This window comes from Labrenzia sp. THAF191a (assembly GCF_009363335.1).
Classification (GTDB): domain Bacteria; phylum Pseudomonadota; class Alphaproteobacteria; order Rhizobiales; family Stappiaceae; genus Roseibium; species Roseibium algicola.
In genome coordinates this window covers 1,790,908-1,805,283 of the sequence record NZ_CP045333.1, presented here as the reverse complement: position 1 = coordinate 1,805,283, position 14,376 = coordinate 1,790,908, and the positions used below count along the sequence as shown (strand labels likewise).

General features: G+C 60.8%; 14 protein-coding genes. 5 read left to right on the top strand and 9 right to left on the bottom strand.

Going from position 1 to position 14,376, the window contains the following annotated elements:
• Positions 1-12: 12 nt before the first annotated feature.
• Positions 13-444, top strand: coding sequence for a nucleoside triphosphatase NudI (gene nudI, locus FIV05_RS08310; protein ID WP_152509225.1), 432 nt, complete (start codon positions 13-15; stop codon positions 442-444).
• Positions 445-648: 204 nt separating this feature from the next.
• Entirely contained in the window at positions 649-1,233 is a 585-nt protein-coding gene (locus FIV05_RS08305) for a class I SAM-dependent methyltransferase (protein WP_152509224.1), read from the top strand.
• Between the two features lie 204 nt (positions 1,234-1,437).
• On the opposite strand, the gene FIV05_RS08300 is transcribed toward FIV05_RS08305, so the two are convergent.
• The 3 genes from FIV05_RS08300 to FIV05_RS08290 all read right to left on the bottom strand — a co-directional run bounded on the left by FIV05_RS08300 (position 1,438) and on the right by FIV05_RS08290 (position 5,198).
• On the bottom strand, positions 1,438-2,709 hold the full coding sequence (locus FIV05_RS08300; protein WP_152509223.1) for a murein L,D-transpeptidase family protein: 1,272 nt from the start codon (positions 2,707-2,709) through the stop codon (positions 1,438-1,440).
• 364 nt (positions 2,710-3,073) lie between these two features.
• On the bottom strand, positions 3,074-4,033 hold the full coding sequence (locus tag FIV05_RS08295) for an acetyl-CoA carboxylase carboxyltransferase subunit alpha (RefSeq protein ID WP_023002811.1): 960 nt from the start codon (positions 4,031-4,033) through the stop codon (positions 3,074-3,076).
• A 331-nt stretch (positions 4,034-4,364) separates the two neighbouring features.
• Entirely contained in the window at positions 4,365-5,198 is an 834-nt protein-coding gene (locus tag FIV05_RS08290) for a DUF3108 domain-containing protein (protein ID WP_208984624.1), read from the bottom strand.
• A 340-nt stretch (positions 5,199-5,538) separates the two neighbouring features.
• Between FIV05_RS08290 and rpmB the strand changes: the two genes are divergently transcribed.
• Positions 5,539-5,835, top strand: a complete 297-nt coding sequence (rpmB, locus tag FIV05_RS08285; RefSeq protein ID WP_023002809.1) for a 50S ribosomal protein L28 — start codon at positions 5,539-5,541, stop codon at positions 5,833-5,835.
• 116 nt (positions 5,836-5,951) lie between these two features.
• Positions 5,952-6,617: a VUT family protein gene (locus FIV05_RS08280; protein ID WP_152509222.1), complete on the top strand. Its 666-nt coding sequence runs from the start codon at positions 5,952-5,954 to the stop codon at positions 6,615-6,617.
• 69 nt (positions 6,618-6,686) lie between these two features.
• Here FIV05_RS08280 and FIV05_RS08275 read toward each other — a convergent pair whose 3' ends face one another.
• The 4 genes from FIV05_RS08275 to FIV05_RS08260 form a co-directional block, all read right to left on the bottom strand.
• Positions 6,687-7,727 (bottom strand): esterase-like activity of phytase family protein, encoded by a 1,041-nt coding sequence (locus FIV05_RS08275; protein WP_152509221.1) that lies wholly within the window; start codon positions 7,725-7,727, stop codon positions 6,687-6,689.
• Positions 7,728-7,746: 19 nt separating this feature from the next.
• Complete coding sequence (gene cobT, locus FIV05_RS08270; RefSeq protein WP_152509220.1) at positions 7,747-9,657, bottom strand: cobaltochelatase subunit CobT; 1,911 nt, start codon at positions 9,655-9,657, stop codon at positions 7,747-7,749.
• Between the two features lie 7 nt (positions 9,658-9,664).
• The gene (gene cobS / locus FIV05_RS08265; RefSeq protein ID WP_023002805.1) at positions 9,665-10,651 is read right to left on the bottom strand and encodes a cobaltochelatase subunit CobS; all 987 of its coding nucleotides are present in this window, start codon (positions 10,649-10,651) and stop codon (positions 9,665-9,667) included.
• Positions 10,652-10,718: 67 nt separating this feature from the next.
• Positions 10,719-11,309, bottom strand: a complete 591-nt coding sequence (locus FIV05_RS08260) for a DnaJ domain-containing protein (protein ID WP_023002804.1) — start codon at positions 11,307-11,309, stop codon at positions 10,719-10,721.
• Positions 11,310-11,488: 179 nt separating this feature from the next.
• Here FIV05_RS08260 and FIV05_RS08255 point away from each other — a divergent pair, with 179 nt between their 5' ends.
• Entirely contained in the window at positions 11,489-11,788 is a 300-nt protein-coding gene (locus FIV05_RS08255; RefSeq protein WP_152505312.1) for a BolA family protein, read from the top strand.
• A gap of 87 nt (positions 11,789-11,875) precedes the next feature.
• Here FIV05_RS08255 and FIV05_RS08250 read toward each other — a convergent pair whose 3' ends face one another.
• Positions 11,876-13,216, bottom strand: coding sequence for an HlyC/CorC family transporter (locus FIV05_RS08250; RefSeq protein ID WP_023002801.1), 1,341 nt, complete (start codon positions 13,214-13,216; stop codon positions 11,876-11,878).
• Complete coding sequence (gene aroB / locus FIV05_RS08245) at positions 13,213-14,361, bottom strand: 3-dehydroquinate synthase (RefSeq protein WP_152509219.1); 1,149 nt, start codon at positions 14,359-14,361, stop codon at positions 13,213-13,215. The genes FIV05_RS08250 and aroB overlap by 4 nt, the downstream gene beginning before the upstream one ends.
• Positions 14,362-14,376 lie beyond the last annotated feature (15 nt).

Here is a 14,376-nt window from a genome sequence, read left to right as displayed (position 1 = left end):
ATCGAGAAAGACATGCGTCAGAGAATTATTGTTTGCCCTTTGATCGAAAACGAAGGCGCGTACCTTCTGTGCAAGATGCCAAGCGACCGGGGTGTCTTTCCCGGACAATGGGCACTTTCGGGTGGCGGACTGGAACAGGGTGAGCGGATGACAGAAGGGCTGCTTCGAGAAATCTCGGAAGAACTGGGATCCGACCTGACGATTGAGGACGTCCAACCCTGGACGTTTCGCGACGATGTCCGGACAAAGACCTACCCGGACGGCACGTCAGAGCAGATTTACATGATTTATCTCATATTTGATTGCAAGGCGGCGAACCGCAACGTTTCCAGCAACGAAGAGTTCGAGGACTTCGCATGGGTCCTTCCCGAAGATCTCGGTAAATATGATCTCAACGAAGCCACAAGAATGACGCTTGAAGCCAAGGGCCTGCTGCCGTCCTGACAGGTGTCGAGGATCCCGAGATCTGTCCACCTACTCCACCAGAGCAAGCGCTCCCGCCAGGAATGCTCCGCTCAAATCCCGGCACGATAAGGCTCCCTCCTCAACAACGGCCTTCCAGGCCAACTTTGCGCCGCAAACAGCCGCCACAACTTCAAGTTATGCGAATTTGAAATTGAACCTGATGGGGAGGGGTGAGCGTCATCAATGACCAGCGAAACAGTGAATTTTTACAACACCACTGCCAAGGAATATGTTGCCGACAAGGAGACGCCTAATCCCAGATTGCCTGCCTTCCTGGAGCGATGCAAAGCAAAGGGCAGAATTCTGGAACTGGGAACCGGAGGCGGTGTGGACGCCGAGGCCATACTCAAGTCCGGCTTCGTCCTGGATGCGACGGATGGCTCGTCCGAACTCGCTGCGATAGCTGCGCAACGGTTAGGCCAGCCGGTTCGGACCATGTTGTTTAACGAGCTTGATGCGGTTGAGGTTTATGACGGCGTCTATGCCTGCGCCGCACTGACACACGCTCCAAGAGCCGACCTCGGCGATGTGGTTGAGAGAATTCATCGGGCGCTACACGAGAACGGGGTCGTTTGGGCCAGTTTCAAGGTTGGCACCAACGAAGGCACAGACGCGTTTGGTCGCTACTACAATCTTCTGCCTCAGGACGAACTGACTGCGATCTGGCGAGAAGGGGCAACCTGGAGCATCCTGGAAACAGAAACCTGGTTGGGAAGTGGTTACGACCGCAAACCAACCCAATGGGCCGCCATCACCGCGATCAAATAACGTCCGTTGAGGCAGGCTGTGCCTGCGGGCTTGCGCCGCGAGCCTCCCACATCACGCAAGATCTGCTCAATCCACCGTCACGCAGTTCGGATCGCATTCCCTCCACATCCTGAGGACTTTGCTGTCCTCTGGATGTGGACATCATCCGGTGTGCGGGATCTCCATGGAGCTGAAGACCGGGTTTGAGGCTGAATCCGGGACCGATCAGTTCGGCTTGGTATCCGGAACCACTTCGGTTTCGATCGGACCAACACCAGCGCCTTCTTCCGAAGCTTTCGGGCCGAAGGGTACCCAACGCTTGAAGAAGCTTCCGACAGAGCTGCTGCCCGACTGGTCCTGCGGGGCAAAGGCGGTCTCGACCGCCGAACCCGGCCGCCGCTGTGCCGCCGGAGCCGCTTCTGCAGGAACTGCAGCCGTCGCCGTTTCGGCTGCGGGCTGTACGTCAGGCGCAGCCGTCTCGGCCGTGGCAACAGCCGGATTGGTGTCGTCCTCACCACCGCCGAGCGCTTCGGCGAGCCGGTTGGAGCGCTCTTCCCAGCGCTTCTGGCGCTCGTCACGAGCATCGAAGCGGGCAGCAAGCTGCTGGTATTTCTCGTTGTCGCGACGCTGCTTGGAGGCAACTGCCGTCGCGATGCTCGGGCTCACCTGATAGTCGGGACATTTGGCGCTGGCCCGGAAGGGCACGCCTTCAACCAGCGTGGTGGCATCGAACACGTATTTCTTCTCGCAGACGGAAATCTGCGGCGGGGTCTGCGTGATCTCGAAATGGTCGTAGCCGGTCTTCAGCATTTTCCAGAATTCCATGTGCTCGCTGTCGCGGTGGCGAGCCATGTTTTCCGGCGTCATGCGGAAGGGAAAGGCCTGGACCTGGAAGGAGCGCTGACCACCCTTGAAGCTGTCGCGGGCAAGCGCGTAGATGTCCTGGACCTGCTCGTCTGTCATCGCGTAGCAGCCACGGGACGAACAGGCGCCATGCACCATCAGATGCGAGCCGGTGCGGCCGTGGGAGCGGTCATAGGAATTCGGGTAACCGAGGTTGAAAGCCAGGTGATAACTGGAATTCGGGTTCATCAGGGCAGGCGTGATCTCGTAGAAGCCTTCCGGGGCCTGACGGTCGCCTTCCTTGAACTTCGGGCCGAGCTTGCCGGACCATTTGCAGATCTCGAACTCGTCCAGAAGCTGATATTTGCCCGTGCGGGTCTGTTTCCAGACTTCCAGAGCACTTTCTTCCTTGAAGATCCGGATCATGATCGGCGAGGTCGAGCTCATGTTGAGATCGTTCATCTTGCGCTTGATCGACGCGCTGACAGGCTGCTGCGCCTTGTTGGGGCCTGCAGTGAATTCGTCTGCCTGGCAAGCCGCCAGCACACCGGCAAGCATCAGCGCCGCACCAAGACGGGCTGCCTTGCGGCCACTCAGGCCGCTGTTGCCAAGAAGAAGGCCGGCTGGCGTGTTCATAAGGCGCCGAAAGACCATGATACTGTCCCAAACTAAGCGGAAACGGACAAAGGCGAACGAACTGCCTTGCCGCACTTCCTGCGTCCTCGCCCCCGCGCAAAGGCTAGGGAATGATGGTTGACGATAAGTTACTGAAACCGGATTGTGCCTGCGACCAAAATTATGGTGATAGGAACAAAAACTTGCCCAAGCGTCATCTTGTGCGTCCCAACTTCGCCTGAATGACGGCAAATTCTGGCCACAGGATGGCAAAAAGGCCGCTTTTACGGCGGCCTTGCATCGTTTTTTCCTAAAATACAGCAGCTTGGTGCACTGCGCGATTGCCTGCGCGGCAAAATCGCCGAAACCGGCAGCAGGAAGACACCAGGTCGGGCAGGAAGACCTAGCTCAGGGTTCTGCCGATAGCGATGAATTTTTCGCGCCGCTGCTTGCGTATTTCATCCGGCGACAGGCCCGCCAGCTCTTTCAGCGCAGATTCGATCGCCTTGCCCGCGTTGTCGATAACGATTTCACGTGCACGGTGCGCACCGCCGACAGGCTCCTTGATGATGTCATCGATGACACCGAGCTGCTTGAGATCCTGTGCGGTGATCTTCAGTGCTGTCGCAGCGTCCTGCGCCTTGGCGCTGTCGCGCCACAGGATGGAGGCGGCGCCTTCCGGTGAAATCACCGAATAGATCGCGTGTTCCATCATGAGAACCTTGTTGGCGGTCGCGATCGCGATCGCGCCACCGGAGCCGCCTTCGCCAATGACGACGGAAACGGACGGCGTTCCAAGGCCGAGGCCGACATCCGTCGAGCGGGCGATGGCTTCGGACTGACCGCGCTCTTCAGCCCCGCGTCCCGGATAGGCGCCGGAGGTGTCGACAAAGGTGATCAGCGGCAGGCCGAAACGTTCGGCCATTTCCATGACCCTGACCGCCTTGCGGTAACCTTCCGGACGGACCATGCCGAAGTTGTGCTTCAGACGCGTTTCGGTGTCGTGGCCTTTTTCCTGAGCCAGTACAGCCACCGACTGACCGCGAAAACGACCGATGCCGGCGATCAGCGCTGCATCTTCGGCGAACTTCCTGTCACCGGCTAGCGGCGTGAAATCTTCGATCAGACCGGCGATATAGGCAACGGCATGCGGGCGATCGGGATGGCGGGCAACGAGCGTTTTCTGCCAGGGCGTCAGTTTGGCGTAGAGGTCCTGCAGCGTTTGCGAGGATTTCGTTTTCAGCCGGTCGATTTCACTGTCGACATTGACGGCTTCGCCATCTTCCCCGGCCAGAGCGCGCAGCTCCTGGATCTTGCCTTCAATGTCTGCAACGGGCTTTTCGAATTCCAAATAGCTGTGCATTTACTCGGTTACCTGAAACAAGCCGGCACCGCCTTACGTCCGGCGGCCGCTCCGGAAATTCTGTCACAAGATCGAAGGATTACCAGCCGAAAGAGACCAGCCACCCGAATGTCGATCATTTCAAAGACGTTCAAGCATCTTTGCCGCGTCTGAACAACGCAAGATACTCCAGGCAACGCAAGCGTGCCTGAACGCATAGTTGGAGGGCTGTATCAAGAGACGCAAGTGGGCGCAAGTCTCGGTGTGCCGGCAAACAGGGATTGAAAGCCTCTCGCGCCTGGGAAACCCTTCCCGGTTTTTTTGCCGGAAAGGGCCGAAGAAGGGTCGGTGATCAGTCGACGGATGCCTGATCGCTGCCGGCACCGTCGATCTTGAGCTTGTCCGCTTCCACGATCAGGCGGCCGTTCTTGGTGTCGATGGAAATCCGGTAGGGGACGAGCACGTTGTCACGGCCCATCGGCGCAACCCACACTTCCATGTTGGCCTGAGCCATGTATTTGACCGAATCCTTGGACGGGCGGTGCCCGGCGACAGGTACCCAGCGGGCCTTGCAGACAACGACCTGGCCGTCATAGCCGTGGCCCGAGACTTCCTTCGTGCCGGAATAGCTCAGCTTGATATCGAACCGTGTCCAGCCGTCGAACACCGGCAGACGACGCGAACAGGCCTTCGGCCCGAGACTGTCCTTGGCACGGCCCACCGGCATCAGAGCGGCGCTCAGCGGATCGATCGCATTGCGCGTATGCCGATCCGTCACCTTGATCCGCTCCGGATTGGGCTTGAACTGCGGCGCGACTTCCATTGAACGGATGGACCCGGAGCCCTGGCTCAGGTTGACGTAGAAATCGAGATTGGAGGCGTGCGACGCCATCCTGTATTTCGACGGCACGACGCGCGATCCGACCATCCAGCCGGATGCTTCCGCCCCACCCTTGCCGGTGGTGAACAGCGTGCCGATACCTGCCGGTTCCAGACTGACCTTGGCCGAATAGGCATTGCCCTGCATGACGAGCGACAGCGTTCCGCGCCCGACCTTGAAGCCGGCAATCGAAATATTGTAAAGGCCGCCGACGCTGTTTTTCTTGGCTTCCGCCGGTGTCGTCAGCAGCGCCGCAGCAAGCATTGGCAGGGCGACCAGCCGCCCGAGAGACATCAAACCAAACACTTCAAAACCTCCGGACTGCCGTCTGGCAGCGAATTGCGCCCCCGCGCCATGAGTGTTCCGCGACGGAAAGATACCATAAATCCCGCTCGATGAACGACCCCAATCATTCTAAATTATGGTAACTCACTGGTTAACAGCCGGGCGTCCTGCAAATAAAAGCAGTGAATCTCCGCAAAGCGGCGGAGATGTCTTGACGTTGGCCTTCACTCCCATTATAGCGGGGCAACTTTTTCCGAGAAATGCCGGAGACGATGTCGCCGGGCCTCAGGTCCGCGCCGGTTCCGGTTGGACTTGCTGGGTTCAAAGTAACGGCCCAGCCACGAAAACAAAAGGTGATATCATGGCACGCCGTTGCGAACTCTCCGGCAAAGATGTGATGACGGGCAACAACGTCTCCCACGCTAACAACAAGTCCCGCCGCCGGTTCCTGCCGAACCTGTGCAACGTGTCCCTCATCAGCGACACGCTCGGCGAAACCTTCAAGCTGAAGGTCTGCGCACACGCACTGCGCTCCGTCGAACACCGCGGTGGCCTGGACGCATACCTGATGAAGGCAAGCGACGCGGACCTGTCCGATGCTGCTCGCAAGATCAAGGTCGACATCAAGCGCAAGCAGGCTGAAGCCGCTGCCGCTTAAGGCCTGAAGCGCCTGCACGGCTCGTTCCGGCAGCGGGCAGCTCGCATAGTTGCAAAGAACCTTTTCAGGACGCCCAATCGATATCGGTTGGGCGTCTGTCGTTATGAGGTGAACACATGACCGAAACTCGGACCTTCTCCGCAAGCCATCACGTAGTCGCCATTCTGGCGATGGCGGCTGTTGTCGTTGCATCCAACTTTCTGGTCCAGTTCCCGGTCGAGCATTTCATCGGCGGTGTCAATCTTGCCGATACGCTCACCTGGGGTGCGTTCACCTACCCGGTCGCCTTCCTGGTGACCGATCTCACCAACCGCCGTTTCGGCCCGACCGCCGCACGCAAGGTTGTGATTGCCGGCTTCCTGATTGCCGTGGTCCTGTCGGTCTGGCTGGCGACGCCCCGCATTGCCATCGCCTCCGGCACGGCGTTTCTGGTCGCGCAATTGCTGGACGTGACGATATTCGACCGCATGCGAAAGCTGGCCTGGTGGAAAGCGCCGATCACCTCTTCCTTCATCGGCTCGGTAATCGACACGCTCCTGTTCTTCGGCATCGCCTTTTCCGCCAGCTTTGCCTTCATCGACGGCCTGTTCGGGATGGACGACAGCTCGCTCGCCTTCCCGGTGCCCTTCCTGGGCATCAGCGACGATACCCAGGCGCTGCTGTGGGTGTCCTTGGCCGCGGGAGACTTCCTGGTCAAGATGCTGGTTGCCGTCGCCCTGCTCGCCCCTTACCGCATCGTGCTCGGCCTGTTTCAGGCCATGCCGAAGGGAACTGCCGCCTAGGCACTAGGCGCGAAAAAGGCGGGTTGGTCGTCCGGGGACCGACTTGCCGGGCAGAAGTGCTCCCGCGCCTCAATCTTCCAGCCGAAACCTCAGGAACAAGGTCCTCTGCAGGATCGAACGGTTGTTGTCGGAGACAAGCGTCAGGATTGTTTCACCGTTTTCATTGGTGTGAATACCCAGAGCTTCCATGTTGTCGATCTGGGAGTTGAAGTCGGCCTCCAGCAGCAACTCGCCTTCCAGAACGGCTCCGGCAGCAATGTCGGCTCCTTTGAACCGCCGCAACCGCAGGCCGATCAGATCACGCAGGCTGAAGCGGCGCTCCACCAGAATCATGTCGCCGCCGGGCAGAAACGCCGCATCCGTCGCATCGAAGCGCTCATACCGGCGGATGGTGAAGCGTTCCGTGCCGTCCGGACCAATAATGAAGCCAGACAGGTCGTGCAGATCGCTTGGCGCTGATTCCGCGACAGCCACGAGCTTGCCGGCCAACGGGCCGTCCTCCGGCCCGGCTGCCAGAGCTTCCAGACCGGTGTTTCGCGGCAGATCACGAATATCCTGCGGCAGCGCGACTTCACCGATCATCCTTTCCTTGCCGGTCGAAATCGGCCACGGATATCGGTAGATGGCGTTGCGGGTTTCAGCAGTGACATAAAGACCGGAGCCCGACAGCGTCAGTGCCTCGGTGTCATGACCCCAGCGTGCATCGAGCGTTTTGCCATCGGCCCCCAAAAGCGGCGCGAAACGCAAGTCTTCGATCTCCGTCGGCTTGCCATCCGCCGTCTGCACGATTCGGCCGCTGACCCAATGTCCGTTGTCGGTGACCGCCAGAAACGCGCTTCCCCCGTCCAGACTGATCAGACCGGAAAGCCCGCCGACCTTGCGGTCCGCGGCTATCAGCTCCACACCGCCAAGAAAAGTCAGCTTGCCGAAGGTCGTATCGGCAAGCCCTATGCGGAATGTGTCGATGGACCGGGTACGGGCCTTGACCGGCTGCGCGTCCGAAAGCAGCTCCGGCGCCCCGGCGGCGGCGGGCGCAGCAAACCAGAAAGTGGAGAGAAAGGCGGCAGCCAGCGCGAAGCTGCCTGCCGAAAGACGCCTTTCTGCTCCCATGTTTTCCAGATCCTGCCGACTAACGATGACCCGCGCGGCGACGGCGGCCACGCGTGTTGAAGGAGGTGTCCACCTCGTCGTCGAAAAGGTTGGCAAGCTGGTCCGTCATGGCACCCGCCAGTTCTTCGGCATCGACAATGGTGACCGCCCGTCGGTAGTAGCGCGTGACGTCATGTCCGATACCGATGGCAATCAGCTCGACCGGCGACCGGGTCTCGATTTCCTCGATGACGTAGCGCAGGTGACGCTCCAGATAGTTGCCCGGGTTGACCGAAAGCGTGGTGTCGTCCACCGGCGCGCCATCGGAAATCATCATCAGGATGCGACGCTGTTCGGGCCGTGCCATCAGCCGGTCATGGGCCCACAGCAGGGCTTCGCCGTCGATGTTTTCCTTCAAAAGGCCCTCGCGCATCATCAGGCCGAGATTGCGCCTGGCCCGGCGCCAGGGCGCGTCCGCGGACTTGTAGATGATGTGGCGCAGATCGTTGAGCCGGCCAGGTGTCGGCGGTTTGCCGGCACCGATCCAGCTCTCCCGCGACTGGCCGCCCTTCCAGGCCTTGGTGGTGAAGCCGAGGATCTCGACCTTCACGCCGCAGCGCTCCAGCGTGCGCGCCAGAATGTCGGCACAAGTGGCGGCAACGGTGATCGGACGGCCGCGCATGGATCCCGAGTTGTCCAGAAGCAGCGTCACGACCGTGTCGCGGAAATTGGTGTCGCGCTCCTGCTTGAAGGCAAGCGGAGCCATCGGATCGGTCACGGCACGGGTCAGTCTGGCGGTGTCCAGAAGCCCTTCTTCAAGGTCGAAGTCCCAGGCCCGGTTCTGCTGCGCCATCAGCTTGCGCTGCAACCGGTTGGCAAGGCGCGCCACGGCCCCTTGCAGGTGGGTCAACTGCTTGTCCAGGAACCCGCGCAGACGATCAAGCTCCGCCATGTCGCAAAGTTCTTCAGCGGTAATCGTCTCGTCAAACTGGGTGGTGAACACGCGGTAGTCGGATTCCGGCCGGTTGGAAAACGGCGTATCGGGCCGGTCGCTTTCGCCCGGCTCCTCGGTATCCTCCGACATGTCCTGATCGGCGAAGTCTTCCATATCGGCTTCGGCGGCTTCCGTATCGCCGCTTTCCTGCTCTTCGCCGGAAAGTTCCATCTCCTGCGGAGAGGCTTCCTGTTCGCCGGAATCTTCTTCGCTGTCGTCGCCCGATTCAGCTTCGTCGTTGTTGCCCTGGTCCTCGTTTTCTTCCGGGTCCATGTCCTGGTCGTGATCGCCAAGCTCATCGCCCATATCGAGCGATTTCAGGACGTCGCGCAGACGGGCCGCGAAGGAATTCTGGTCCTCGACTTCGGCTTCCAGCCTGTCGAGGTCGGCACCGGCCTTGTCCTCGATCCAGCCGCGCCACATGTCGACGAGCTTGGTCGCGCTTTCCGGCGGCTTCGCACCGGTCAGGCGTTCACGCACCAGCAGGGACAGCGCATCCTGTAACGGCGCTTCTTCCCGACTGGAGATATCCGGCGCACCGGACTTGCGGAACCGGTCGTCAAGCATCACCGACAGGTTGTCGGCTACCCCTTGCATCCGGCGCGCGCCAACGGCTTCGCAACGGGCCTGTTCGACCGCTTCGAAGATCGCTCGTGCGTCCGGGCCCTGCGGCATGTTCTTGGAATGAACAGCCTTGTCGTGGCAGGCAATGCGCAGGGCGATGCTGTCGGACAGACCACGGGTAATCGCGATCTCGCGCGCGTTGATCTTGCGCGAGGGCTCGGGCAAGCGCGCGGACATGCCGCTGAGACCGGGCCGGTCACCGGAAAAGATGACTTCCAGTTCCGGCTCTCCGGATATCGCCCGCATGGTACCGGACACCGACTGCTTGAATGGCTCGGTGCTCGGTGCGGGCTTGCTGCCCGGAAGGGAATTGTGACCCGGCCGCGGTGCCATCGGGACCTCAGCTCATGACTACGTTGACGGAGGATTCCGGCAGATCTTCACCGAAGCAGCGCTGATAGAACTCGGCCACCAGGGACTGTTCCATGTCGTCGCACTTGTTGAGGAAGGTCAGACGGAAGGAAAAGCCGACATCGCCGAAAATCTGGGCATTTTCCGCCCAGGTAATCACCGTACGCGGGCTCATGACCGTGGACAGGTCGCCGTTGATGAAGGCGTTCCGGGTCATGTCCGCCAGGCGCACCATCTTGGAAACGGTGTTGCGGCCTTCGTCCGACTGGAAGTGCTTGGCCTTCGACAGAACGATATCCACCTCGTTGTCATGCGGCAGGTAGTTCAGCGTGGTGACGATCGACCAACGGTCCATCTGCGCCTGGTTGATCTGCTGCGTGCCGTGATAAAGACCGGAGGTATCGCCGAGGCCGACCGTGTTGGCGGTGGCGAACAGCCGGAAGGCGGCATGCGGACGGATGACCCGGCTCTGGTCGAGCAGCGTCAGGCGGCCGGAAGATTCCAGGATACGCTGGATCACGAACATCACGTCCGGACGGCCGGCGTCGTATTCGTCGAAGACCAGCGCGACATTGTGCTGATAGGCCCAGGGCAGGATCCCGTCGCGAAACTCGGTGACCTGCTTGCCGTCCTTGATCACGATCGCGTCCTTGCCGACCAGATCGATACGGGAAATATGGCTGTCCAGGTTGACGCGGATACACGGCCAGTTGAGACGCGACGCCACCTGCTCGATGTGGGTCGATTTACCGGTACCGTGATACCCGGTCACCATCACGCGCCGGTTATGGGCAAAACCCGCCAGGATCGCCAGCGTGGTCGCGCGGTCGAACAGGTAGTCTTCGTCACGCTCGGGCACATGTTCTGACGGCGCGGAAAATGCAGGTACCTTGAGGTCGGACTTGAAACCGAAAACCTCTTCTACGGAAATTTCAGTGTCCGGCATGGCCATGGCCGCAGTCGTCGTCTCAGTCATCAGTCCTCCGCAGTCCCGGAAGTTCGGGAAGGGTCGTTTGGGAAAAGCCGGCAGGACCCTGCAGGCTCTAAAGGAAACCGGCTTTTTTCAGAACGTTATACGCCTGAATGATTTCCCGCAGGCGGTCTTCGGAAGACCTGTCACCGCCATTGGCATCCGGATGGTTCAATTTAACAAGCTCCTTATAGCGCGCTTTGATTTCGGCGCCACGGGCTGTGTAAGGCAGATTGAGCACATCCAGGGAACGTTTTTCAAGCGTTAGTAGCTTTCTTTCGCGCGGGCGCCGAACTTGCTCGGTGCGCCGCTGCGCATTGGAGCGCATGCTGGAGCGGGCGTCGAACCCGTCCGGCCCCTCGGCTGCCTGCCGGTTTACGCCCATTTTCCAGGTCGGCCGGTGCCCCGTCAGACTGTCCTTCTGATAGGTGCGCACGTCGTCGTCGCCCATACCTGTAAAATAGTTGTAGGACTTGTTGTATTCGCGCACATGGTCGACGCAGAAATTGAAATACTGCCCCTCCCGGTCACGCCCTTTCGGCGCCCGGTGCGTGCCTGGCCGCTTGCAACCCGGATGGTCGCACGAAGGATGGCGATCCTGTTCCACCCGTTCCTTGTCCGGTTTCACACGGATGCTGTCGAAGAGTTTTGAGTCCAGTTTCATGCGCCGAAATATTGAAGTGTGAGGGCCGACGGGCAAGCCGCAGGCCGTTGCATTGTCCCGGTATCCAAAGTTAATTTCCCCGCACCGGATTTCGAAAGTCGAAGAGCCAGGCACTGTATCAGGCAGGGCCGGACCACGAAAGACTTGAACTTCGAAAACAGCTACGCCAAGTGAGACACATGAGCACAAAGCAGACGATCACCGACAAACTCTCCGCAGCCTTCTCGCCGTCTTTTCTGAACGTCATCGACGAGTCGGAAAAGCACAGGGGCCACGGTGGCTGGCGCGAGGGCGGCGAAACCCACTTCCGGGTACAGATCGCCGCAGCCGCTTTCGAAGGCATGAACCGCGTGGCAAGGCATCGGGCGATCAACGACCTGCTTGCAGATGAAATTGCCGGCGGTGTGCACGCCCTGGCGCTGGAAATTCGCGCCGACAGCGAACCGGATCCCCGCGCGGCCCGGGTTTCGGGCGGCTGACAGGCTCGCCTTTTTGCTGGTCTTCAGACCAGCCCCAATCAACCTAAGTAGTCCCACCCGGCCTTTGAAACCGGGTGGATTTTTGGCTCAGGTGCCCGCTTTCGCAGCCGCGCCCGCAACGGCCTGGGCAGCTCCGGCCGGCATCTTGACGCCCGGAATCTGGCCAAGCGGCATGATGCGCAGCCGCGTGATGCGGTTCTTCTCCCGCCGCAGCACCGTGAAGCGGAAGCCGTGGAAGGTGAAGATCTGGCGCTCGTCCGGGATCATCCGCGCTTCGTGAATGACCAGACCGGCGATCGTGGTCGCCTCGTCGTCCGGCAGGCTCCAGTCGGCAGCGCGGTTGAGGTCGCGAATCGGCACCGAGCCGTCGACAATCACCGAGCCATCGGCTTGCGGCCGCAGGCCTTCCAGCTCCACGTCGTGCTCATCGGCGATCTCGCCGACGATTTCTTCCAGAATGTCTTCCAGCGTGACCAGGCCCATCACCTCGCCATACTCGTCAACCACGAGCGCGAAATGGGACTTGTGCCGCAGGAATGCATTGAGCTGATCCTGAAGCGAAGTCGTGTCGGGAACGAACCAGGCCGGGGCAGCGATATCCAGAACGTTGATCTTCGCAGCATCGCCACCGGCAGCCTGCAACGCACGCAGCAGATCCTTGGCATGCAGCACGCCGACGAAATTGTCGCTCTCCCCGCGCCAGAGCGGCAGGCGGGTATAGGGCGATGCCAGGGCCGCGTTCACCAGCTTGTCCGGCGCATCGTCCGCATTCAGCGCCACCATGTTGGTGCGGTGAACCATCACGTCCGAGACTTCCAGTTCCGCAAGATCGAGCAAACCACCGAGGCGGTCGCGCTCACCCTTTTCCAGGCCACCTTCGATATGCTGGAGATCGACGGCGCCGCGCAGTTCCTCGTGCGGCGACAGGATCGAGGTGTCGTCGCCGATATTGACGCCAACCAGCTTCAGAATGTTGCGGACAATCCACTCCACCCCGACCACGATCGGGCCGAACACGGCCACCACGAACCGCACGATCGGCGCCACCGCCAGCGCAAACCGCTCCGGGTTCGAAATGGCCCAGGTCTTCGGCAGCACTTCGGCAAAAACCAGAACGAGGGCGGTCATCACCAGGGTGGCAAGTGCAACGCCAGCGTCGCCGAACAGGGACAGGAACACACTGGTTGCCAGCGCAGACGCCAGAATGTTGACCAGGTTGTTACCCAGGAGCAGCGCGCCGATCAGACGTTCCCGGTTGGCGATCAGCAGGCTGACCACCCGGGCGCGCCAGTCGCCGGTTTTTTCCATCTGGTGCATGCGCGCGCGCGATGCGGCGGTGAGCGCCGTTTCCGAACCGGAAAAGAAGCCGGACAGGAACAGGAGAACGAAGATGGCGACAATCGCCAGCCAGAGAGCCGTTTCCGTCATGCCTCGAGTTTCTCCTTCAGGAAGTCAGACACCACTGCGGGATCGACGCCTTTTTCGACAAAGGCTTCGCCGATACCGCGCGTCAGAATGAAGGTCAGCGCCCCCCGGCTGACCTTCTTGTCCTGTGCAATGATATCCATGAGCGTTTCAGCCGGCGGCAGTTGACCGGGGATGTCCTGCACCCGCACAGGCAGGCCGACATCGCTCAGATGCTTGTGGACACGTTCGACGGTGTCCTCGCCGATCAGGCCGAGGCGCTGAGAGAATTCATGTGCCAGCATCATGCCGATGGAAACGCCTTCGCCATGGACCAGACGCTCGGTCTCGTAGGCGACCGCCGATTCAAGCGCGTGGCCGAACGTGTGACCCAGATTGAGCAGCGCCCTGCGGCCGGATTCCAGCTCGTCGGCAGCAACCACATCCGCCTTTGCCTGACAGGACCTTGCGACGGCCTCGTCCCGCTCCGCGCCACCTGCAAAGACCGCCTGCCAGTTGGTCTCCAGCCAGGCGAAGAAATCCGCATCACCCAGGAGCCCGTATTTGGCGACTTCCGCATAACCGGCGCGGAAGTCGCGCAGCGGCAGCGTATCCAGAATGGCGGTATCGGCCAGCACCAGGGCGGGCTGGTGGAAAGCGCCGATCAGGTTCTTGCCATGACGTGAATTGATGCCGGTCTTGCCGCCGACGGAACTGTCGACCTGGGCAAGAAGCGTGGTCGGCACCTGGATGAAGGCCATGCCACGACGCACGGCCGAGGCGACAAAGCCCGTCAGGTCACCGACGACACCGCCGCCAAGGGCGACGACCGCGTCGCCGCGCTCCAGCCGGGCGGCCAGAACCTCGTCGCACAGGCGCTCGAATTCACGGAAGCATTTGGTGCTTTCGCCTGCCGGCACCGTGATGGCGGTGTGCTCCAGACCGGCGGCCTTGAGGCTCTGCGAAAAAGCCTTCAGATGAAGGCCCGCAACGGTTTCATCGGCAACGACCGCAAGACGCGCGCCGGGCATAACAGCGGCGATTTCCGCTCCCGCTCCTTCAAGCAGCCCCCGACCGATCTTGATGTCGTAACTGCGCGCGCCAAGATCGACCCGGACGATCTTCTCGTCCCGGCCCAACAATGCTTTTGCCACTACCGTGTCTACCATGCCGTCACGCTTCTA